We start from the raw sequence: 20,693 nt of genomic DNA, 5'->3' as shown, positions 1-20,693 counted from the left end.
AGGCCGTCAGGCCAGCAGGTCGATCGCGTCGACCGCGGTGCCGGCGCTGAGATAGCTCGTCGTCCCCGAGCCGCTCACCACATAGATCCTCAGCAGGTTGTACTGACTGGTGTCCGTGAGCCAGGCGCTCGCCGGAACGCTGTAGGTGAAGGTGTGGTTGTTGCCCCGGTACGAGCCCACGGTCAGCGACCGCGTGCTGGGCTGCGTGGGCGGCGAGGGGATCGACGACGTCCAGTCGTTGACGGCGATCTGCGGGCGGCCGTTGGCGTACGCCGTCGTCACACCGATCCGCAGGGTGTGCGCGGCGGCGGCCTGCGCCGAGGTGAGCCTGAAGTAGACGATCAGACCGCTGTTGACGTCCTTCCAGAGATACGCCGGGAAGGCCGCCGTCTCGCCGCCGCTGCCGATCACCACGTTCCCGGTCCAGGCGGCGGCCCGTACGTCGGACGGGTGGGCGTACGTCATCAGGGCGGCGTTCTTGAAACCGCCCGGCGTCCCGTCCCACTCGCCCAGCCGCCAGATCGCGGTGGCGTTTCCCGGGTCGTTGGAGGTGGGGACCGTGATCGTGTTGAGGGTGGTGGTGGCGCCCGCGGTGACCGTCACCGAGGTGGTGTAGACGGCCAGTTCACCCTTGAAGACGGTCAGGGTGTACGTCCCCGGCAGCACATCGGTGACGGAGAAGTAGCCGTCCGAGGCACGCGCCGATCCCCAGTACTGGGCCGCCGAGTTGGCGAGCCCGACGGTGTAGGCGTAGGCCGTGTTCCGTCCGGCGATCCCGACGCCCGCCACCCGGCCCCGCCCGCTCGCGGGCACGTACCCGGCGATGCCGAGCGCATCCGCCCACGAGGGAGAGGGGGTGAGGCCGGCGTGGAAGAGCGAGGAGGACGGGGCGCCGCCGTCGGTGAAGGCGATGACGTACGGGCCCTGGAGGCCGTAGCGCTCCGACTCGGTCTGGTTCTCGCCGTAGTACAGGATCTCGTACAGCCCGCCGCCGTCCGCGCTCTGGTGGCGCAGCAGCGAGCGGTAGAAGGGACCGCCGGAGGCCTTCTCGTGGTTGCTGCGCACCACCCACAGGCCGACGGCGCCGGTGGTCCAGCCGACGTAGTCGTAGTCGATGACGCGGAGCTTGGAGTAGTGCTTCGAGCGGGTCTGGCCGTCGGTCTTCTGGAACACGTCCGACGCCTCGATGGTGGTGGGCGCGTAGGTGTAGGAGTCGGGCTCGTCGTTGAGGAACATGCCCGCCCTGACGCGCACGATGTAACGGGTTGCGCTGACCGAGGCGTCGGCCTTGTTGGTCCAGACATACACATTGTTCTCGCCACTGCGGGCCGCGTAGTAGTGCCTGAGCGTGCCGTACGTCACGGAGATCAGGATCGTCGAGCCGGACTGCGCGACGGTCACGGTGGAGGTGCCGAGCCCCGACTCGACGTGCGAGTTCTTGCCGCCGTAGCCCTGGTACTCGGTTCCCTTGTAGACCAGGGAGGTCAGATCGCCGTTGGTCTTGCTCACCTTGAAGACCAGGCTCGCGCCGGTGTCGACGACATAGTTCGAGCCGTCGTCGCTCCAGCCGAAACCGGCCGCCGCCGCGGTGGGTGCCAGCGGACCGGCCAGCGCCGCGGAACCGGCGGCGGCCGTACCGAGCACGAAGGTACGGCGTCGCACCGGCCTGTTCACGGATCCGGACATGGGGTGCCTCCTTCGGAAGGGGAGGGGGTGCGGGTGCTCGTGCGGTGTCAGGCAGGGTGGCAGTTGAATCGTTATTGCGAAAGGGCTTTCGCCGGTGGGAAGTCGGCTTTCTTGTGAAGCACGGCGGAAGTCTAGAAAGCGCTTGTCGAGAGCGGTACGGTCCTGCGGCCGGCTCTGTACCGCGCCCCGGCCGCCCCGCCCCGCCGCTCGTGCTCGATCACTCCCGCTCACGTTCGATCCGGAGGAGCCGACGTATGACGCCCACGACGCCCATCACATCCACGACGCCCATCACGCCTGTGACGCCCGTCCCGTCCAGGACGCCCAGCAGACGACTCGCCCTCTCCGCCCTCGCGGTGCTCACCCTGAGCACCGCCCTCACGGCCGTACCGGCCCAAGCGCACGAGCGGTCGCAGCCCCCGCAGCGCCCGCTCGGCATCGCCGACTGCACCGCAACCGCCTGCCACTTCGACGTCCCGCCCGGCACCTACGACATACGGGTCCGCCTCGGCGGCGCGGCGGCCGCCAGCACGAGCATCAGCGGTGAGACCCGCCGCTCGCTGCTCCCCGAGACCGCCACCGCCGCCGGTGAGACCGTCACCCGCTCCTTCACCGTGAACGTCCGCACCCCCGAGGGCGAGCCCACCGGCCCCGACGGCACCCCCGGCCTCGACCTCGTCCTCGGCGGCACCGCCCCCGCCCTCGCCGGCATCACCGTCACCCCGGCCAGGCGCGCTCGCCAGATCCTGCTGATCGGCGACTCCACCGTGTGCGACCAGCCCGCCGACCCCTACTCCGGCTGGGGCCAGCAGCTGCCGCAGTTCCTGCGCCGGGGTCTGTCCGTCGCCAACTACGCCGACTCCGGGGAGAGCACGGTCAGCTATCTGGCCGACCCGCGGCTGTTCGGCACCGTCCAGCCGCTGATCCGCCCCGGCGACCTGGTGCTGATCCAGCTCGCGCACAACGACAAGACGACCGACGAGGTGACCTACCGGGCCAATCTGGAGACGCTGGTCGCCGGTGTCCGGGAGAAGGGCGGCCGGCCCGTCCTCGTCACGCCGATCGTCCGGCGCTGGTTCAGCGCCGACGGCACCCTGAACAACGGCACCGCCCTGCTGGTCAACGGGCTCGGCGTGGACCACCCGGCTGTGATCCGCTCGGTCGCCGCCGCCCAGGACGTCCCCCTCGTCGATCTGACCGCGCGGACCAAGGCGCTCGTGGAGTCCCTCGGCGTGGAGGGCTCCAAGGCGCTCTACCTCTACAACGAGAAGAGGGACAACACGCACACCTCCGCCCACGGAGCCACCGTCTACGCGGGCCTGGTGCGTGACGCGCTGGTCGCCCTGCATCTGGTCCCGGAGCGGGGGGTAAGAAGCGGGGGATAACGGGGGTAAGAGGGGAGCAGGGGCGGGCGGACCAGATGGCCGACCGGCCTATGGACGAGCCGGTCACCCCATAGGACCCTGGGGCATCCTGACCGGAACCGATCCGTCCCAGGCCGTTGCCGGCTCTTGTCGGCCCTTGCCCGGGGCCCCGCCACCACTGTGGCGCATTTCACCCCGCGGCAAACCAGGTCAAAACCATAGTGCCGAACTTCACAGACTGAATGATCAAGGTCTCAGGAGGGGGAAAGTGCTTTCACAAGCTGAACGAGCACGCAGCGGGTGATTTCAAGGGTTGAACGAATCAAGGGCTGTTTCGGGGTGGATGCTTTCACCTGCCGAAGGTTTTGGCCCTCTGTCGTCGGCTCGAAACCCCCACAGTAAGGAGCGAAGCCTCCCATGCACCTGCCCCCCGCCGACCGTACCCTCAGCCCGCGCACCGGCTACACCCGGGCCCACTGGGAGGCCGCCGCCGACGCCCTGCTCGCCGCCGTACGGCCGTACGCCACCGAGGATCTGGCCCTGTATCACCTCCCCGGAGACCGCCAGAGCTGGTCAGGGCGCCTCTCGGACGGTCTGGAGGGCTATGCCCGCACGCTGCTCCTCGCGGCCTTACGCCGGGACGGGAACGCCCTCGGGCGGTACGCGGAGGGCCTGGCGGCGGGCACCGCGGGCGTCTGGCCGCGGATCGAGGACCGCGGGCAGCCCCTCGTCGAGGCCGCCTCGATCGCCCTCGCCCTGCGGCTGACCCGGCCCCTGCTGTGGGACCGGCTGTCCGACAGAGTGCGCCAGAGAGCCGCCGACTGGCTCTCCGACGCTCTTGTCGCGGAACCGTGGCATTGCAATTGGGAACTGTTTCCCGTCACGGTCGGAGGCTTCCTCGTCGAGGTCGGACACACCCCCGACGTCGCACGCAAAGCGGTCGAAAGAGGACTGGAGCGCATCGAGGACTGGTATATCGGCGAGGGCTGGTACTCGGACGGTCCCGGCCGCGCCTTCGACTACTACAACGGCTGGGCCCTGCACCTCTATCCGGTGCTGCACGCATGGCTGGCCGGTGACGCAGAGTTGCTGGAACGCTACGGCAGTCGTCTCGAACGCCATCTCGCCGACTACGCCCGCCTCTTCGGCGGCGACGGCGCCCCCATGCACCAGGGGCGCTCCCTGACGTACCGCTTCGCCACGGCGGCCCCGCTCTGGCTGGGCGCGCTCACCGGCCGGACACCGCTCACCCCCGGCGAGACCCGGCGGCTGGCGTCGGGCGCGCTGAAGTACTTCCTCGACCGCGGCGCCGTGGACGAGCGGGGCCTGCTCACCCTGGGCTGGGACGGCCCCGACCCGGCCGTGCTGCAGGGCTATTCGGGCCCCGCGTCGCCGTACTGGGCCAGCAAGGGCTTCCTCGGGCTGCTGCTCCCGCCGGACCATCCGGTGTGGACGGCGCCGGAGGAACCCGGCCCGGCCGAGCGCGCCGACGAGGTGACCTCGATCACAGGCCCCAACTGGCTGCTCCAGTCGACCCGTACGGACGGCATCGTCCGGCTGCACAACCACGGCAGCGAGGACGTCCGCTATGACCCCTATTACACGCGTCTCGCCTACTCGACGGTGACGCGGCCGGTGGGCTCACCGCCGGACAACTCCCTCGCGGTCGGCGGCGATCCGGAGCGTACGGGCATCGTGCCGCTGGGGGTGGGGGAAGGCTGGGCGGCCTCCCGTCACATCACGGCCGCCGGGGCGTCGGTCGTCAGCCTCGTGGTGGCCGAGGGCGCCGCGGAGATCCGGGCCCATCTGGTGGCGGGCGCCGCTCCCGGGACGGAGGTCCGGGTCACGGGATGGGTGCCGTGGGACGAGAACGGCGAGACGGCCGAACTGCTGCCGCTGCACGGCCTGCTGGGCCTGCAGCGGGGAGACCTGCACCATGCGGACCTGCGCTATGCGGACCCGCGCCATGCGGACCCGCACGATGCGGACCCGCGCCATGCGGACCTGCACCGGGCGGACGGCGGTGACCCCGAACCGTCCGCGGACCTCTCGGACATGCCGCCTGCCGCACCGGCCCCCCTGACCGGTGTGACCGGCGACGCCCCCGCGACCCTCTTCGTGGCGGCGGCCCGCCTGACCGCCGAGCGGGACCCGCTGCCCCTCCCCGAGCTGGTGTCCGTCACGGTCCGCGGGGGCCGGGCCGCGGACGACCCCCGGCAGGCCGCCGGACCGGACGGTGCGCAGGACATCGAACTGGACGTCACCTGGCGCACCCGCCGGGTTCGGCGGTTCAGGTTCACGGCGTCAGACGGGCCGTCCGCAGCGTCGTCGTGGTCGGTGACGCCGCGCTGAGCGGGCTGCCGTACGACGGGGTGACCGGCGCGTACGCCCAGGTCAGCGTGCCATCCTTGAGGACCGCGATGTCCCCGGTGATACGCGCCGAGACCACCTTGTCCGCGCTCTTGAAACCACCGTTCCAGTCGATCAGCCGCAGATGGGTGCCCGTGAAGGTGCCGGTGCAGGTGCCGCTCTTGCAGGTGGCGTTCTTGAGCGACTCCCAGGACAGCAGCAGCCGGTCCTTGCCGTACGGCGCCACGTGGACGTTGACGTGCTCGGTGCCCTTGGCGTTGGTCAGGTACAGCGCCTTGCCGGGGCCGGAGGACTTGTTCTTGAGGAAGGCCACCGCCACCTGATGGGTGCTGGTCTTCGGGGTGACCGACCAGCCGCGGCCGCTGGAGTCGGCGGGGTTCTTCTTCGCGGAGGCGGCCCCGCGTGAGGCGAACGCCGTGGCGTAGCGGCCCGTGGACGATTTCACCAGGTCACCGGTGCGGCTGGGGAAGGTACCACCGCAGTACCCCGCCCAGCACTCCTCCCGCTGCACCACCGGTGCCACGTCCGGGGCGGCGATCCCGGTGGATACGAACAGGCCGGAACGCCAGTCGTCGAAGCAGACCGAGGTGAACGCGCCGGACGACTCGGCGTGCAGTGCGATGCCCTCGTTGTGGCTGCATCCCCAGTCCCAGCCGCCGCTCAGCTTCCCGCCCTTGGTGCTGACGTACGCCAACTTGTCGCCGTAGTGCCCGTCGGCGAAGCCGCCCGCGCCGTGCACCACGAAGTAGGCACCGTACTTGGCGCCGTTCCAGGTGAGCTGGCCGTCCAGCAGCGGGGACGTGTCGTGCGAGGCGGTGCCGGTGAGCTTCGTACGCCATGCCTGGGTACCGCCCTTGTAGCGGACGATCGCGGCCGCCGTCTCCTTCCACTTGTTGGTGTCGGAGACCCGGGTGAGCAGCGCGAAGCCGTCGTTGTGCGCGACCAGACCGCCCACCTCCTTGGCGCCCTTGACCACGGTGTCCGCGCCGGAGCGCTTTCCGGCCGCGGTGAGCGGGGTCACATGGACGCCGTCGGAGGCGGGCCAGGCCACCCGCAGCGTGCCGTCGGGGGCGACCGCGGTGGAGGTCCGGGTCCACTCCCGGGTGTTGTTGTAACCCGCCGACAGGTAAGGGAACTTGGCGGACAGCGTGACGGTGGTGCTGGTCGGCGTGAGGGCGGTGGCGGTGGTGGTGGCCGCGCCGGCGGTGGCGTACCACGCCCCGGCCAGCACCCCGGCGGCGGCGAGCGCGCCGATCGCGGGCTTGCGTGCGGCGCGGATCCGGCGGTGATCTGTCGTGCGTCGTGCGGTAGTCATGCCCTTCGGTCGCCGCCGGAGCGCGGGAGGTTGCCGCACGGTCTGTACCGCGGGTGCCGTACGACCCGAACCGGGGTGCCTCGGCCAGGTGGATGGGGGCGGTCACCGTTGACACGCCACCGACCACGGGGCCGAGCACTGGTCCGGGCACGAGGCCGAGCGCCTGGCGGGCGGGGCTCCTGCCGAGCACACGCAGGGCGGGCGGACGCAGGGCGGGTGGACGCAGGCCGGACGCGCTCCTGCCTGCAGCTCTCCCGGCCGGAACGGCCGGATCGCCGCGACGGTCAGTTCGAGAGGAGCGACGACAACTGCGGTGAGTACAGGGCGTGCAGGACCAGCGCCGCGCTGCCCACCACGGCCGCGTCGGGACCGAGGGGCGAGGCGGCCACCTCCACGACCCGAATGTGACGGGACAATGGCCTGGTTTCGAGGGCGGACTGGACCACTTCGACGTACCGTGACTCCACGAACTGGATGCCGTGCCCGCCGAGGATGACGAGGTCGATGTCGATGAAGTTCACGATGCTGGCCGCGACCGAGGCCACATGGCCCGCCGCCTCGTCGATCACGGCGGCCGCGACCGGGTCGCCCTCCGAGGCGGCGATACGGACCGCGGCATGATCGACAGACGCGGGATCCTTCGCGAAGAGTTGCGACAGCACACTATGGCAACCGGGTTCGGCGAGCCTTCGGCGCACCTCGGCCACGAGGGCGGACGGATGGGCGAGCTGGTCCAGGCAGCCCCGGTTGCCGCAGTGGCACTCGGGCCCGTCGGGGAGCAGCGAGGCATGTCCGAACTCTCCCGCGTTCATCGAACCTCCCCTATAGACCTGGTAGTTGAGGATGAGCCCGCCGCCGATCCCGGTGCCGAAGAAGAAGTAGGCGAAGTTCGCGACTCCCTTGCCCGCTCCGGACCAGCGTTCGCCGATCGCGGCCGCCGTGGCATCGTTGTCAAGAGTCACAGGCAGGCCCGTCACATCGCTCAACATTCGCTGCAACGGCACCCCTGTCCAGCGCGTGAGCTGCGGCTGAGCGACGATCATGCCCTGCCCCCGGTCGATCGGCCCCGGAGTGGCGAGCCCGAGGCCCAAGACCTCGTCCCGCGACAGCCTCGCCTCGGCCAGTACCTGGGACACCAACTCGGCCATGGCGGCGATGACTTGGGGCGGATCGGCGGCCGGTGGAGTGGGCCTTCTGCGGACCACGAGCGGCTTGCCGAGCAGGTCGATGACGGCGCAGGTGAGATGGGCGGAGTCGAAGTGCAGCCCCACCGCACGACCCGCGCCCGGGTCCACCCGCAGCGTGGTGCGCGGCTTTCCGCCGCTGGCCACACGGCTCGCGCCGTCCTCGCGCACGATGCCTTCGTCGAGCAGCCGGCGCACGATTCCGGACACCGACTGCGGGGTGAGACCAGTTCGTTGCGCGATCTCTACTCGGCTGATTCCGTCCGCCATCTGGATCTGATCGAGCACCACAGCCTGGTTGTATCGCCCGACTTTGGGGAGGTTCGTGCCAGCCTTGCGCACGCCTCCACTTCCTGAAATGTCCGTTTTGTACCTCCAAAGCTCCTGGCTTGACTAAGTAAAACAAATGGATTTAGCGTCCGCAGCAACGGAATAAGCCGGACATGAAGGAAGCACGGCGTAGTGCTATCGGAGGCAAGCTGATGTCCACAAAGTGCCGCATCCCCGACGGCATGGAGCCGCGCGGTCACGGCGCCCGCTCCGCGGAGCCCCTCTCGTGAGCGGGGCATCGATACTGCTGGAGATGCAGTCGATCACCAAGACCTTCCCCGGCGTAAAGGCTCTCGACGACGTCAACCTCGTCGTCCGTGAGGGCGAGATCCACGCGATCTGCGGTGAGAACGGTGCCGGCAAGTCCACCCTGATGAAGGTGCTGAGCGGGGTCTACCCGCACGGCAGCTACACGGGCGAGATCATCTACCGGAACGAGCACTGCCGGTTCAGCGACATCCGTGCCAGTGAGCACGCCGGGATCGTCATCATCCACCAGGAACTCGCCCTGGTGCCGGGGATGTCGATCACCGAGAACATCTTCCTCGGCAACGAACCGCGCAGGCGGGGCGCCATCGACTGGAAGCAGGCCCAGCGCAGGGCCATCGAGCTGATGAAGCAGGTCGGCCTCGACGAGGACCCCGACACGCTGATCAAGGACATCGGTGTCGGCAAGCAGCAGCTCGTGGAGATCGCGAAGGCGTTCGCCAAGGATGTGAAGCTCCTCATCCTCGACGAGCCGACCGCGGCCCTGAACGAGGACGACTCCCGTCATCTGCTCGACCTGCTGCGCGGCTTCAAGCAGCAGGGCATCACCTCGATCATGATCTCGCACAAGCTCAACGAGATCGAGGCGGTGGCCGACACCATCACGATCATCCGCGACGGCAAGACCATCGAGAGCCTCGACGTCAAGGGCGACGGGGTCAACGAGGACCGGATCGTGCGCGGCATGGTCGGCCGCGAGCTCAGCAGCCGCTTCCCGGAGCACACGCCCGACATCGGCGATGTCTTCTTCGAGGTCAAGGACTGGACGGTCCGCCACCCGATGGCCGAGGACCGGCTGGTCTGCAAGAACTCTGCTTTCAATGTCCGGCGTGGTGAGATCGTCGGCTTCGCCGGCCTCATGGGCGCCGGCCGCACCGAACTCGCCATGAGCCTGTTCGGCCGTTCCTACGGCACCTGGCTGTCCGGCAGGGTGTTCAAGGACGGCAAGGAGATCCATGTCAAGACGGTGGCGGACGCCATCCGGCACGGCATGGCGTACGTCAGCGAGGACCGCAAGGCGATCGGCCTCAATCTGCTCGACGACATCAAGACGTCGGTGGTCGCGGCCAAGCTGTCGAAGATCGCCAAGCGCGGTGTGGTGGACAAGGTCGCCGAGCACGGCATATCGGACGAGTACCGCCAGAGCCTGAAGATCAAGACCCCCACGGTCGACGAGGGTGTCGTCAAGCTCTCCGGCGGCAACCAGCAGAAGGTCGTCCTGGCGAAGTGGATGTTCACCGACCCGGACCTGCTGATCCTCGACGAGCCGACCCGCGGTATCGACGTGGGTGCCAAGTACGAGATCTACGGGATCATCCACAAGCTTGTCAGCCAGGGCAAGGGCGTCATCATCATCTCTTCGGAGCTGCCCGAGCTCATCGGCCTGTGCGACCGCATCTACACGGTGTTCGAAGGCACCATCACCGGCGAGGTGGCGCGTAGCGACGCCGATCCGGAACTCCTCATGAAGCAGATGACCGCGATGAAGAAGAGCCCGACAGCATGAGCAAGTTCAAAGAGTTCCAGAAGAACCTCTTCGGAGGCACCGGCTCCAACGCCCGCCAGTTCGGCATGATCTTCACCCTCGTGGCGATCGTCCTCCTGTTCCAGATCTGGACCGGCGGCCTGACCCTGACCTCCAGCAACCTGATCGCGGTGGTCAGCCAGTACTCGTACATCCTGATCCTCGCCATCGGCATGCTGATGGTCATCGTGGCGGGGCACATCGACCTCTCGGTCGGCTCGGTCGCCGCGTTCACTGGCATCGTTGTCGCGAAGGCGATGCAGGAGTACGACATCCCGTGGCCGCTGGCCATCCTGCTCGGTCTGCTCGTCGGCGCGGCGATCGGCGCCTGGCAGGGCTTCTGGGTCGCCTACTTCGGGGTCCCGGCGTTCATCGTCACCCTGGCCGGTATGCTCCTGTTCCGCGGTGGCAACCAGTACATCGGCAACGCCGACACCATCCCGGTACCCGAGGGCTTCCAGAAGATAGGCGCCGGCTTCCTTCCCGAGGTCGGTCCGGACACCGGCTACAACAACCTGACGCTGCTGCTCGGCGTGCTGGCCTGCGTGGGTGTGGTCTGGCGTGAGTGGAAGTCCCGTCAGACGCGGCTGGAGATGAAGGCCGACGCGGGTCCGCTGTGGGTCACCGGTATCCGTGCCGCTGTCATGGTCGCTGTCATCATCTTCGCCACCCTGCGCTTCGCCGGCGGCCGTGTGGGCACCAGCTTCCCGATCTCGGGTATCATCCTCATGGTCCTGGTGCTGGCGTACTCGCACTACACCCGGAACACCATCGGCGGCCGTCACATCTACGCCGTCGGCGGCAACTCCCGCGCCGCAGAGCTCTCCGGTGTGAAGCTCAAGCGGGTCAACTTCTTCGTCATGATGAACATGTCGATCCTGGCCGCTCTGGCCGGCATGATCTTCGTGGCGCGGTCCACGGCCTCCGGGCCGCAGGACGGTCTGAGCTGGGAACTCGACGCCATCGCAGCTGTCTTCATCGGTGGCGCGGCGGTCTCCGGCGGTCTCGGCACCATCAGCGGCTCGATCGTCGGTGGTCTCGTGATGGCCCTGCTCAACAACGGCCTGCAGCTTGAGGGCATCGGCTCGGACAGGGTCCAGATCATCAAGGGCCTGGTCCTTCTCCTCGCTGTCGCCCTCGATGTGTACAACAAGAGCCAGGGGCGGTTCTCGATCACCGGAACGCTGATGCGTCCATTCCGACGAGAAGAACCGGCGGCACCGGCCGACTCCTCCGGGTCGGCCTCTGATCCCCAGAAGGCCTCGGTCACCAGCTGACCACGGTCTACCGCTCGCGGGCTGCCGTCAGTCCGCTCCTCCAGTGCCGATTCATCGGCGCGAACTCCCGCACCATTGCTAGAAGGGCACAACTCGTCATGCGCAGACTCACCACCAGAGCCGTTGCCACGGTCGGCGCTGCCGCACTCCTCACCCTGGGCGCCACCGCTTGCTCCAGCGGGCGCGACAGCTCCTCCTCCAGCGACAAGGCCGCTTCGGGCTTCGCGAAGGACTCCCTCATCGGTGTCGCTCTTCCGGCGAAGACCTCCGAGAACTGGGTGCTCGCGGGCAACCTGTTCACCAACGGCCTGAAGGATGCGGGATTCAAGGCGGACGTCCAGTACGCCGGTGCCTCCACCACGGTCGCCGACCAGCAGGCGCAGATCTCCTCCATGGTCACCAAGGGCGCCAAGGTCATCGTGATCGGTGCCACCGACGCCACCCAGCTCGCCACCCAGGTGCAGCAGGCCAAGGACGCCGGCGCGGTGGTCATCGCCTACGACCGCCTCATCACCAACACGAAGAACGTCGACTACTACATCGCGTACGACAACTTCAAGGTCGGCCAGCTCCAGGGCCAGGCTCTCATCGACGGCATGAAGGCCAAGAACCCCAAGGGCCCCTGGAACATCGAGCTGTTCTCCGGTTCCCCGGACGACAACAACTCGAAGGTCTTCTTCAACGGCGCGATGAGCGTGCTGAAGCCGCTGATCGACAAGAAGCAGATCGTCGTCGGCTCCGGCCAGACCGACATCAAGCAGACCGCCACCCAGGCGTGGAAGGCCGAGAACGCCCAGTCCCGCATGGACTCGCTGCTGAACTCGACCTACGCGGGCAAGAAGAAGCTGGACGGCGTCCTCTCCCCGAACGACACCCTGGCCCGCGCGATCCTCACCTCGGTGAAGGGCGCCGGCAAGGCGACCCCGGTCGTCACCGGCCAGGACTCCGAGGTCGAGTCGGTCAAGTCCATCATGAAGGGTGTGCAGTACTCCACCATCAACAAGGACACCCGTAACCTGGTCAAGGAGACCATCGGCATGGTCACCGCCCTCCAGAAGGGCGACAAGCCGACCGTCAACGACACCAAGTCCTACAACAACGGTGTCAAGGTCGTCCCGGCCTACCTGCTCGCCCCGGTCATCGTGACCAAGGCGAACGCGGCCGAGGCCTACGCCAACGACCCGAACCTGGCCCCGCTCACCAAGTAATCCCCTGCGGACCTCCCGCGCCCCGGTGCACCCTCCGGGGCGCGGGAACCCCGCGCCGAGCCGCCGCCCGAGCCACCACCCCCGGCCCGAGCGGCCCCCGGGAACCGCCCCACCGACGGCGGTTCCCCTCAGAACGGCGGACGGCGCCCCGGCCCACCGCGACCCGGACCTGACACCGGATCGCCCCGGGCCCACCGGTCCTCAGCCGAGGGGAGACAGCGCTCCGGACCTGACACCGGACCGCCCGCTCCTGTCGGCAACGCCGCCGAGGAACCGGACCCGCCCGCCCTCCCCGAGAAGCCTTCGTGCTTCTCGGGGAGTTCTGCGTTTCGGTCCCCGGTCCGTCCTCAGGTTCTCAGCTGCTCTGTGCCGCCCCCTCCCTCCCGGGGCCAGTGCGTCAGAGCCGTGTGGAGGGCGTCCACGGCCTTGTGCCAGGACGCCTGGACGTCCCTGTCGGCTCCGAAGGCGCCGGCCGCCTCCAGAACGCAGTAGCCGTGGAAGGTGCTGCGCAAAAGGCGGACGGCGTCGGTGAGGTCGGGCTCGGTGAGGCCGTAGGCGCGGAGCATGCCGTAGGTGATGTCCGCCGTACGGCGCATGGCCGGGGTACCGGCGATCAGGGACTGGTCGACGCGGATCTGGGTGGCCGCGTAACGGCCTGGGTATGCCAGCGCGTAGGCGCGGTAGGCGCCCGCGAAGGCCGCCAGCGCGTCCTTGCCCGCACGGCCCGCGACGGCCTCCGCGACGGTGCCGATGAGCTCGCCGCCCGCCAGCAGCGCGATCCTGGTGCGCAGGTCCTTCAGGCCGCGCACATGCGAGTACAGGCTGGCGTCCTTCACGCCCAGCCGGCGGGCCAGCGCGGACACGGTGACGTTCTCGAAGCCGGACTCGTCGGCCAGATCGGCGGCCGCCGCGACGACCAGGTCGGTGGTGAGGCCGGCGCGGGCCATTCAGGGGTGGTCCCTTCTCTCACGGGAGTCGGATCAATTCTCTTCGGATCAATTCTCCGACGGGAACCGGATCACCGGGACCGGTCACAACGGCATGCCGTGCGCAGGGCCGACAGGGCCGCCCACGCCGCGTCCCGGCGGGTCTCGTCGAACACCTGCGGGGCCATGGAGCCGTCGTGTGCGTACACCACGTGGAACTCGGGGACGTACGACAGGTCGCCCCAGTCCTCGCGCTCATGGGCCCGGGCCAGGGTGCGGCCGCAGGGGCCGCAGGCGATCCACGGGACGAGGAACAGGTCCGGGGTCGGGTGCTCGGGCAGCACGGTGCGCACCGGCATCGGCTGCGCCGCGGTGCCGGTGAGGACGCGCAGCGGCGCGTGGTCGGTCTCGTCGGTGCGGCAGCGCATGATCTCCGCCGCCAACCGGTCCCACACTCCCCACTGCGCCGCCATCACGGCGAGTTCGGCGCGGGTGGGCTCGGCGATGGCCAGTTCCTGTTCCAGCAGCCGTCCCACCAGTACGTCCAGCCCGGCCTCCTGCTCCCCGATGTCCCAGCAGCCCTGCACCCGGTCCACGTCGTCGGGGTCCGGGAGCAGGGCTGCGAGACGGCTCCAGACGGAGCCCTCGTCGATGTACGCCTGGGCTGACAGGTCACTCATGGAGGCCGAGCGTAGCGGGGCAGGACGGCGCCGCGGGCGTCGCCGCCCGGCGCGGGCGGGTCCGGCACGACTTCTGCCGTTTACTCCTCCTTAACCGTGCCGGTCCGGCCGGTTCCGGGCGCCTCCGACTGTGCCTCCGAGTGTGCCTCTATGGTCCTTCCGTCGGATTCCTGGGTGTGCGTCAGTCCGTATCGGTTCGTGTGAGGTCGTGTCAGTCCGTTGTCGGTCCGCGGTCGGTCTGTGGTCAGTCCTCGCGAGTCCGTTTCAGTCCGTCTCCGAGAAGGTGAGTGTGAATTCCGCGGGCCGTGGCCACAGGTGGTACTGGGGGAGCGGGCCCGGGCCGCAGGACTGGGAGCCGATGCCGTGCTGGCCGTGGTCCAGGTTCACCCAGACCTTGTCGCCGGGGGTCAGGTCGGTCAGATGCCTGGCGGCGTCGAGCTGTTCGGAGGTCCAGCGGCGGGCCGTCAGCCAGAACTCCGGGTCTCCCTCGATACGCAGGCCGCCCAGCTCGGCCCAGCGGACATCCGCCCGGGCGCCGTTCTCCTGGGGGCGGACGTACGGCGTCTGGAGCCCGTCCACCGTCGACCGCCAGCGGCCCAGCCGCGACGCCGACCTGGTGTCCGGGTACGCCTCGCCGGGGCCGCCGCCGAACCAGGTCACCTCGTCGGCTCCGGTCAGGGCGAGGCGGATGCCGAGGCGGGGGAGGGGGACGGTCCAGTCGGCGTCCGGTGAGACGGAGACGGTGAGCCGCAGGCGGGTGCCGTCCGACGTCCAGCGGTAGGTCGTCGCCAGGCCCGCCTCCCGGGCCGCCGGGGCCACCCTGGTCCGTACGGTCAGGGCGTCCTCGGTCACCTCCACCGCGTCCAGCCGGTGGCGCATCCGGTGCAGACCGAACGTGCGCCACAGCAGGCCGTACCGGACGTCCGACTGCCAGGCGGCGCCGTCGTCGTTGTCCGTCGTCGCCCGCCAGACGTCCAGACGGAGACCGCTGACGGCCACCGCTCCCAGGGTGCGCAGTGCGCCCGTTCGAGGGTCGAAGGCGGCCGGGCCCAGGGTGATCGCCCCGTCGGTGTGGACGGGTCGTGCCGGTGCCGCGGCGACAGGCGATGGGATGCGGCGAGGGGAGGACGGCGGGAACTGGGCCCAGGCGATCACATGGCCCTGCGGCGCCCAGATGGTGTCCGCGGCGAGCGACGCCCTTACGGTGCAGTGGACTTCGGCGCCCACGGCGGTCGCCGGCGGTGCCGGGAGTTTCACCTGTGCCGTCTCACCGGGGGCGAGGGACGGGACCTGGAGGGGGCCCGACTCCGCGGTCTCGCCGTCCACTTGGTACGACCACTCGAAGGCCAGCGCCGAAAGGTCCGCGAAGTCGTGCTTGTTGGTGATCCGTACGGTGCCGTCGGCCCCGTTCGGGGCGATGGCGACCGGCTCGATCACCTTCGCGTACTCGATCAGCCCGGGGGAGGGCCGCCGGTCCGGGAACAGCAGGCCGTCGCAGACGAAGTTGCCGTCGTGCAGTTCCTCGCCGAAGTCACCGCCGTACGCGAAGCCGTACCGCTCGTCCCGGATGCCGTGGTCGATCCACTCCCAGACGAAGCCGCCCTGGAGACGGTCGTACGACTCGAAGAGCCGCTGGTAGTCGGCGAGTCCGCCGGGTCCGTTGCCCATGGCGTGGGCGTACTCGCAGAGGATGAAGGGGAGTTCGCGGCGGCGGTGCGGTCCCCCGTCCAGGCGTCGGCCGATCCGCTCGACCTCGGCGTGGTCCGCGTACATCCGTGAATAGACGTCGGTGTCCCGGCAGTTGATGTCGCCCTCGTAATGGAGCAGGCGGGAGGGGTCCCGGTCGCGGATCCACTCGGCCATCGCAGTCAGACCGCGCCCGGTGCCGGCCTCGTTGCCGAGGGACCAGATCACCACCGACGGATGGTTCTTGTCCCGTTCGACCATCCGGGCCGTACGGTCGAGCAGTGCGGGGGTCCAGCGGTCGTCGTCGGACGGGTTGTCGCGCCAGCCCTGTTCGGTGAAGCCGTGGGTCTCCAGATCGCACTCGTCGATCACCCACAGGCCGTACTCGTCGCACAGGTCGAGGAAGGCCGGATGCGGCGGATAGTGCGAGGTGCGGACGGCGTTGACGTTGTGCCGTTTCATCAGCAGCACGTCCTCGCGCATGGTCGCGAGATCGAGGGCGCGGCCCCGCTCCGGGTGCCATTCGTGCCGGTTGACGCCCTTGAACAGCACCGGCCTGCCGTTCACCTTGATCAAGCCGTCCGCCAGCTCGACGGTGCGGAAGCCGATGCGCAGCGGGATCCGTTCGCCGCCGGTGGCCAGTTCACCGTCGTAGAGCGCCGGGGTCTCTGCCGTCCAGGGGCGGACCGGGACGGTCACCACCGCGCCCGTGGCGACATCGATGTCCAGCACGGGCACCGTCACCCGCCCCTCGACGTCGGAGTCGACGCGCAGGGTGCCCTCGCCGGTGCGGTGATCGTAGGAGGCGTGCACGAAGAAGTCCGCGACGGCGCCCGGCGGACGGTGCAGCAGGGTGACGTCACGGAAGATGCCGGGCAGCCACCACTGGTCCTGGTCCTCCAGGTACGAGCCCGCCGACCACTGGTGCACACGGACCGCGAGGACATTGCCGGCCGGCTTCAGCAGCGGGCCCACCGCGAACTCGTGCGGAAGCCGCGAGCCCTTGAACCCGCCGAGCTCCGTGCCGTTCAGCCATACCTGGGCGCACGACTCCACACCGTCGAAACGGAGCACCGCCCCGCCCTCCGCGGGCCAGCCGGACGGCAGGTCGAAGACGCGCAGATGGTCGCCGGTCGGGTTCTCGGTCGGCACCCGGGGCGGGTCGACCGGGAAGGGATAGAGGTGATTGGTGTAGATCGGGGAGCCGAAGCGGCCGTCGCCCTGGAGCACCCAGTGGCCGGGGACGGTGACCTCGGGCCAGCCCCCGGCGTCGAAGCCGGGCGCGGCGAACGCGTCGTCCTCGGCATCCGCCGTGGGGGAGACCCGAAGGCGCCAACTGCCGTTCAGCGAGAGCGACTCGGCGTCCGAGGCGGGGTGCCGGGCGCGGGGCGGCAGGGCCCCGTGGCCCGGGGAGACGTCTTCTGTTGAGGTGGCCGTCGTGGTGTCCGTCGTGAGGTCCGTGGTGGTGTCCGTGGTGCCCGCGGTGCGGAATGACATCCGGTCTCCTAGCTCAGCCCTTGATGCCGGTCTGTGCGACGCCCTGGACCAGCCAGCGCTGGAGGAACAGGAACACGAACAGCAGGGGCAGGATCGAGATGGCGGTGGCCATGAAGATCAGGTGGTAGTTGACGGTCTGGTTGGTCATGTACGACGACAGCGCGACCTGGACCGTCCAGGCACTGGGGTCCTGGCCGATCACCAGCGGCCACAGGAAGGCGTTCCAGCCGCTGATGAAGGTGATCGTCGCGATCGCGGCGAAGAAGTTCAGCGAGTTCGGCACGACGACGCGCCAGTACGCCCGCCAGTGGCCGAGTCCGTCCACGCGCGCCGCCTCCTCCAGCTCCCTCGGGAATCCCAGGAAGTACTGCCGGAAGAGGAAGCAGGTGAAACCACTGAACAGCACGGGGATCACCAGTCCGCGGTAGCTGTCCACCCAGCCGAGTGAGGACACCAGCACAAAGCTCGGTACGAAGGTGACGGCGGGCGGCACCATCAGGGTCACCAGAACGGCGTAGAAGATCTTGTTGGCGTGCCGGTAGGGGATGCGCGCGAGGCCGTACCCGGCGAGCGAGCAGACCAGCAGGGTGCCGGCGGTGATCAGCACGGCGACGATCGCGGAGTTGACCATGGAGCGGCCGAACTCGACGGTCGTGTCGTCGAACGGCTCGGTGAGATTGCCCCACTGGATGTCGGTGGGGAAGAACTTCCAGTTCTCGCCGGTGATGTCGCTGTCCTTGGACAGCGCGTTGCGGACGATCAGATAGAAGGGGACCAGGAACAGCAGCGCGGCCACGCCGGTGGCGATATAGAGGCCGGTGCTGCCGAGGAGGGTGCCGCCGTTCTTGTTCAGCGGGCGTTTGCCGCCCGCCCGGGGCGCGGCGTCGCCGGTGCTGCTCATCGGGTGTCCTCGTTCCTTCCGAATCCCATGAACCTGCCCTGGGCGAGGGTCACGATGCAGATCAGCAGGGTGAGGATCACGGCGCCCGCGCTTCCGGCGCCGTAGTCCTGGTTCTGGCCGAGGGCCCGGTAGTACAGCTCGACGAGCGGCGGGCGTCCCCAGGTCGTCTTCGAGAGCAGATTGAAGAACTCGTCGAACGCCTGGTACGCCGCGACGAGCAGCAGCAGGAGCACGGCGGTCGAGGTGGCCCGCAGTTGCGGCAGGGTGATGTAGCGGAAGGTCTGCCAGCCGGGCTTGGCCCCGTCGATGGCGGCGGCCTCGTACAGCTCGTCCGGGATGTTCTGGAGGGCGGCCAGGAAGAGGATCATGTAGAAGCCGGACTGGAGCCACAGCCGCACCGTCACGATGACCAGCCAGTACCAGGGCGGGTCGGGGTTGGCGAGCCAGGCGATGTTGTCGACGCCGAACCAGCCGATCACGGTGTTCGCCAGGCCGAAGCGGACGCCGTTGAAGATGGACATCTTCCACACCAGCGAGGCGGCGACATAGCTGCACGCCGTCGGCAGGAAGAACACCGAGCGGAAGAACGCCCGCATGAACCGCAGCCGGTGCACCAGCATCGCGAGGCCCAGCGACAGCGCCCAGGTGGTCGGCACGATGAACGCGGCGAACACGGTGAACGTCCCGAGCGAGCCGGTGAACCCCGGATCCGTCAGCATCTGGCGGTAGTTGTCGAAGCCGACGAACTTGCTGGGCGTGACCGTGAAGCGGGCTTCGAAGAAGCTCAGCCACACGCTCCAGCCGATCGGTATGTACACGAAGACGGCGAGCCCGATCAGGAACGGGCCGGTGAAGAGCCAGAAGTTCAGCGTGTTGGAGCCGCGCAGTCCCCGAAGTCCCCGCCGCGGCCGGGCGGCATGGCCCTCGGCCGGGGCGGGGCTCGCGAGGCCGCGCGTCGTGGTCGTCGACATGGTCGTGATCCGTCCGTCCGCTCGGTCTCCTCCGGCCTATCCGAAGAGCTTCTTCAGCTCGCGGTTCACGGTCTTGTCGCAGGCGTCGAGCGCGGACTCGGGGTCGCCGCCCTTGCGGACGCAGTTGGCGAACACGTCCTCGGTGGCGGAGATCATGGCCTGGGTCCAGCCGATGTTGTCGAAGTGCCCGTAGTCGCTGAAGAGTTTGACGCCCTCAGCCGGCAGCCCCGACTTCAGCTTGGTGGCCGACTGGGCGATCGAGGTGCGCGGCGGGATGTGGAAGCCGTAGGACAGCGCCCAGTCCTCCTGGTACTTCTTCTGCTCGATCCACAGCCACTTGACGTACTCCTTGGCCAGGTCGGCCTTCTTGCTCTTGGCGTTGACGAACATCGACCAACCGCCGTTGTAGACCGAGGGCTTGCCCGCGTCGGTGACCTTCGGGAAGGCGAAGACTCCGAGGTCGTCGCCGAGCGCCTTCTGCATCTGCGGCATGGCCCACATCCCGCAGAACTGGATGGCGCACAGGCCCTGGCTGATCGCGGACGGGTCCCAGTAGTCGGCCGGGGCGTCGAGCAGCAGATGCCCGCTGGTGAACAGCTTGCGCAGCTTCTTCAGACCTTCGACGACCCCGTCCGTGTGGTACGCGATCTGGTTGTTCGAGTCGAGGGTGTCCGCACCGGCCGCCCAGATCATCGGGGTGATGATCGCGTGCAGGTCGTTCCCGAGGAACAGGCCCTTTACCTTGCCGGTGGTGAGCTTGGCGGCGGCCTCGATCAGCTCGTCGAGCGTGGTGGGCACCTCGACCTTGGCCTTCTCCAGCAGCGAGGGCCGGTAGAAGAAGAACTGCGGGTCGTCGATCATACGGACGCCGTAGATCTTGCCGTCCACCGTATGGGACTGGATGTCCGCCTGGTTGAAGTCGCTCTTGACCGGCTCGATGATGTCGGTGAGATCGGCCACCTGACCGCTCTTGACCAGCTGGATCTGCGGGTGGAACTCGAAGAGGTCCGGCGCGTTGTCGGTGAGCAGCGTCGCGAAGAGCTTGCTCTCGAAGTCCGAGCCCGTGATCCACTGCGTGGTGACGTCCGCCCCGGTGTACGCCTTCGCATAGCGCTTGATCGCCTGTTCGGTGCCGGACTCGCCGTAGGCGTGGAAGTACTGCACCAGCCCCTTGCCCGAACCGCTGCCCCCGCCACGGCCGTTGTTGCTGCCGCAGGCGGCCAGCGAACCGGCTGCGGCCATGCCCGCGGCGGCTCGCAGGAGTGATCGGCGGTCCCAGTTGCTGCTCATTGCCGACATGGTGACGTCCTTGTCTCGAGTACGGCTGCGGCTCCCCGGCTGAGCGCCAGATGGCTCGAAATTGCGGTGCGGTGCCGGACGTTAACCTTCCACTAAGGCTTCGGCAAGGGGTTGGACGAAGTCTGTGCGAAACGTTGTGTGCGGTTCGGAATGACGAACGTTCCTAGTGGGCAACGAAGTTGACGGGGGGTGAGGGCCGCCGGGTCA

At 68.8% G+C, this 20,693-nt stretch carries 14 protein-coding genes; 5 read left to right on the top strand and 9 right to left on the bottom strand.

All coding sequences use genetic code 11. The annotated features are described in order from the left end of the window. Window positions 1-6: 6 nt before the first annotated feature. Entirely contained in the window at window positions 7-1,686 is a 1,680-nt protein-coding gene (locus ACSYGN_RS08315; protein ID WP_460393439.1) for a rhamnogalacturonan lyase B N-terminal domain-containing protein, read from the bottom strand. A gap of 254 nt (window positions 1,687-1,940) precedes the next feature. Here ACSYGN_RS08315 and ACSYGN_RS08310 point away from each other — a divergent pair, with 254 nt between their 5' ends. Together ACSYGN_RS08310 and ACSYGN_RS08305 are read left to right on the top strand one after the other, a co-directional pair. Next, window positions 1,941-3,071 carry a rhamnogalacturonan acetylesterase gene (locus ACSYGN_RS08310; RefSeq protein WP_460393437.1) on the top strand — a complete coding sequence of 377 codons (1,131 nt, stop codon included), beginning with the start codon at window positions 1,941-1,943 and terminating at the stop codon, window positions 3,069-3,071. Between the two features lie 396 nt (window positions 3,072-3,467). Then, entirely contained in the window at window positions 3,468-5,402 is a 1,935-nt protein-coding gene (locus ACSYGN_RS08305; protein WP_460393435.1) for a DUF2264 domain-containing protein, read from the top strand. Here ACSYGN_RS08305 and ACSYGN_RS08300 read toward each other — a convergent pair. Next, on the bottom strand, window positions 5,347-6,735 hold the full coding sequence (locus tag ACSYGN_RS08300) for a hypothetical protein (RefSeq protein ID WP_460393433.1): 1,389 nt from the start codon (window positions 6,733-6,735) through the stop codon (window positions 5,347-5,349). The genes ACSYGN_RS08305 and ACSYGN_RS08300 overlap by 56 nt on opposite strands. Window positions 6,736-7,019: 284 nt before the next feature. Continuing rightward, window positions 7,020-8,210: an ROK family transcriptional regulator gene (locus ACSYGN_RS08295; protein WP_460393431.1), complete on the bottom strand. Its 1,191-nt coding sequence runs from the start codon at window positions 8,208-8,210 to the stop codon at window positions 7,020-7,022. Between the two features lie 292 nt (window positions 8,211-8,502). Here ACSYGN_RS08295 and mmsA point away from each other — a divergent pair, with 292 nt between their 5' ends. The 3 genes from mmsA (at window position 8,503) to ACSYGN_RS08280 (ending at window position 12,526) form a co-directional block, all read left to right on the top strand. Beyond that, a complete protein-coding gene (gene mmsA, locus ACSYGN_RS08290; protein ID WP_460403293.1) occupies window positions 8,503-10,023 on the top strand; it encodes a multiple monosaccharide ABC transporter ATP-binding protein in 1,521 nt (506 codons plus the stop codon). Continuing rightward, complete coding sequence (gene mmsB, locus ACSYGN_RS08285) at window positions 10,020-11,318, top strand: multiple monosaccharide ABC transporter permease (RefSeq protein ID WP_460393429.1); 1,299 nt, start codon at window positions 10,020-10,022, stop codon at window positions 11,316-11,318. The genes mmsA and mmsB overlap by 4 nt, the downstream gene beginning before the upstream one ends. A gap of 98 nt (window positions 11,319-11,416) precedes the next feature. Continuing rightward, entirely contained in the window at window positions 11,417-12,526 is a 1,110-nt protein-coding gene (locus tag ACSYGN_RS08280) for a substrate-binding domain-containing protein (protein WP_460393427.1), read from the top strand. Window positions 12,527-12,873: 347 nt separating this feature from the next. Here the strand turns inward: ACSYGN_RS08280 and ACSYGN_RS08275 are convergent, their stop codons facing one another. The 6 genes from ACSYGN_RS08275 to ACSYGN_RS08250 form a co-directional block, all read right to left on the bottom strand. Further along, complete coding sequence (locus ACSYGN_RS08275) at window positions 12,874-13,473, bottom strand: TetR/AcrR family transcriptional regulator (protein WP_460393425.1); 600 nt, start codon at window positions 13,471-13,473, stop codon at window positions 12,874-12,876. Between the two features lie 71 nt (window positions 13,474-13,544). Continuing rightward, window positions 13,545-14,132, bottom strand: a complete 588-nt coding sequence (locus ACSYGN_RS08270; RefSeq protein ID WP_460393423.1) for a hypothetical protein — start codon at window positions 14,130-14,132, stop codon at window positions 13,545-13,547. Between the two features lie 264 nt (window positions 14,133-14,396). After that, window positions 14,397-17,315 carry a glycoside hydrolase family 2 TIM barrel-domain containing protein gene (locus ACSYGN_RS08265; RefSeq protein ID WP_460393421.1) on the bottom strand — a complete coding sequence of 973 codons (2,919 nt, stop codon included), beginning with the start codon at window positions 17,313-17,315 and terminating at the stop codon, window positions 14,397-14,399. A gap of 13 nt (window positions 17,316-17,328) precedes the next feature. Beyond that, window positions 17,329-18,216, bottom strand: a complete 888-nt coding sequence (locus ACSYGN_RS08260) for a carbohydrate ABC transporter permease (protein WP_460393419.1) — start codon at window positions 18,214-18,216, stop codon at window positions 17,329-17,331. After that, window positions 18,213-19,187, bottom strand: a complete 975-nt coding sequence (locus ACSYGN_RS08255; protein ID WP_460393417.1) for a carbohydrate ABC transporter permease — start codon at window positions 19,185-19,187, stop codon at window positions 18,213-18,215. Before ACSYGN_RS08255 ends, ACSYGN_RS08260 begins: the two co-directional genes overlap by 4 nt. 36 nt (window positions 19,188-19,223) lie before the next feature. Continuing rightward, window positions 19,224-20,486, bottom strand: coding sequence for an ABC transporter substrate-binding protein (locus ACSYGN_RS08250; RefSeq protein ID WP_460393415.1), 1,263 nt, complete (start codon window positions 20,484-20,486; stop codon window positions 19,224-19,226). Window positions 20,487-20,693: the final 207 nt, after the last annotated feature.

Source organism: Streptomyces sp. YIM S03343 (assembly GCF_054729195.1).
This window is presented reverse-complemented; position numbering and strand designations above follow the sequence as displayed.

What these genes read in the sequence shown, in the direction of transcription:
- ACSYGN_RS08315 (WP_460393439.1), bottom strand. Translation starts at nt 1,686, where the DNA reads ATGTCCGGATCCGTGAACAGGCCGGTGCGACGCCGTACCTTCGTGCTC.
- ACSYGN_RS08310 (WP_460393437.1), top strand. Translation starts at nt 1,941, where the DNA reads ATGACGCCCACGACGCCCATCACATCCACGACGCCCATCACGCCTGTG.
- ACSYGN_RS08305 (WP_460393435.1), top strand. Translation starts at nt 3,468, where the DNA reads ATGCACCTGCCCCCCGCCGACCGTACCCTCAGCCCGCGCACCGGCTAC.
- ACSYGN_RS08300 (WP_460393433.1), bottom strand. Translation starts at nt 6,735, where the DNA reads ATGACTACCGCACGACGCACGACAGATCACCGCCGGATCCGCGCCGCA.
- mmsA (WP_460403293.1), top strand. Translation starts at nt 8,503, where the DNA reads ATGCAGTCGATCACCAAGACCTTCCCCGGCGTAAAGGCTCTCGACGAC.
- mmsB (WP_460393429.1), top strand. Translation starts at nt 10,020, where the DNA reads ATGAGCAAGTTCAAAGAGTTCCAGAAGAACCTCTTCGGAGGCACCGGC.
- ACSYGN_RS08280 (WP_460393427.1), top strand. Translation starts at nt 11,417, where the DNA reads ATGCGCAGACTCACCACCAGAGCCGTTGCCACGGTCGGCGCTGCCGCA.
- ACSYGN_RS08275 (WP_460393425.1), bottom strand. Translation starts at nt 13,473, where the DNA reads ATGGCCCGCGCCGGCCTCACCACCGACCTGGTCGTCGCGGCGGCCGCC.
- ACSYGN_RS08270 (WP_460393423.1), bottom strand. Translation starts at nt 14,132, where the DNA reads ATGAGTGACCTGTCAGCCCAGGCGTACATCGACGAGGGCTCCGTCTGG.
- ACSYGN_RS08265 (WP_460393421.1), bottom strand. Translation starts at nt 17,315, where the DNA reads ATGTCATTCCGCACCGCGGGCACCACGGACACCACCACGGACCTCACG.
- ACSYGN_RS08260 (WP_460393419.1), bottom strand. Translation starts at nt 18,216, where the DNA reads ATGAGCAGCACCGGCGACGCCGCGCCCCGGGCGGGCGGCAAACGCCCG.
- ACSYGN_RS08255 (WP_460393417.1), bottom strand. Translation starts at nt 19,187, where the DNA reads ATGTCGACGACCACGACGCGCGGCCTCGCGAGCCCCGCCCCGGCCGAG.
- ACSYGN_RS08250 (WP_460393415.1), bottom strand. Translation starts at nt 20,486, where the DNA reads ATGTCGGCAATGAGCAGCAACTGGGACCGCCGATCACTCCTGCGAGCC.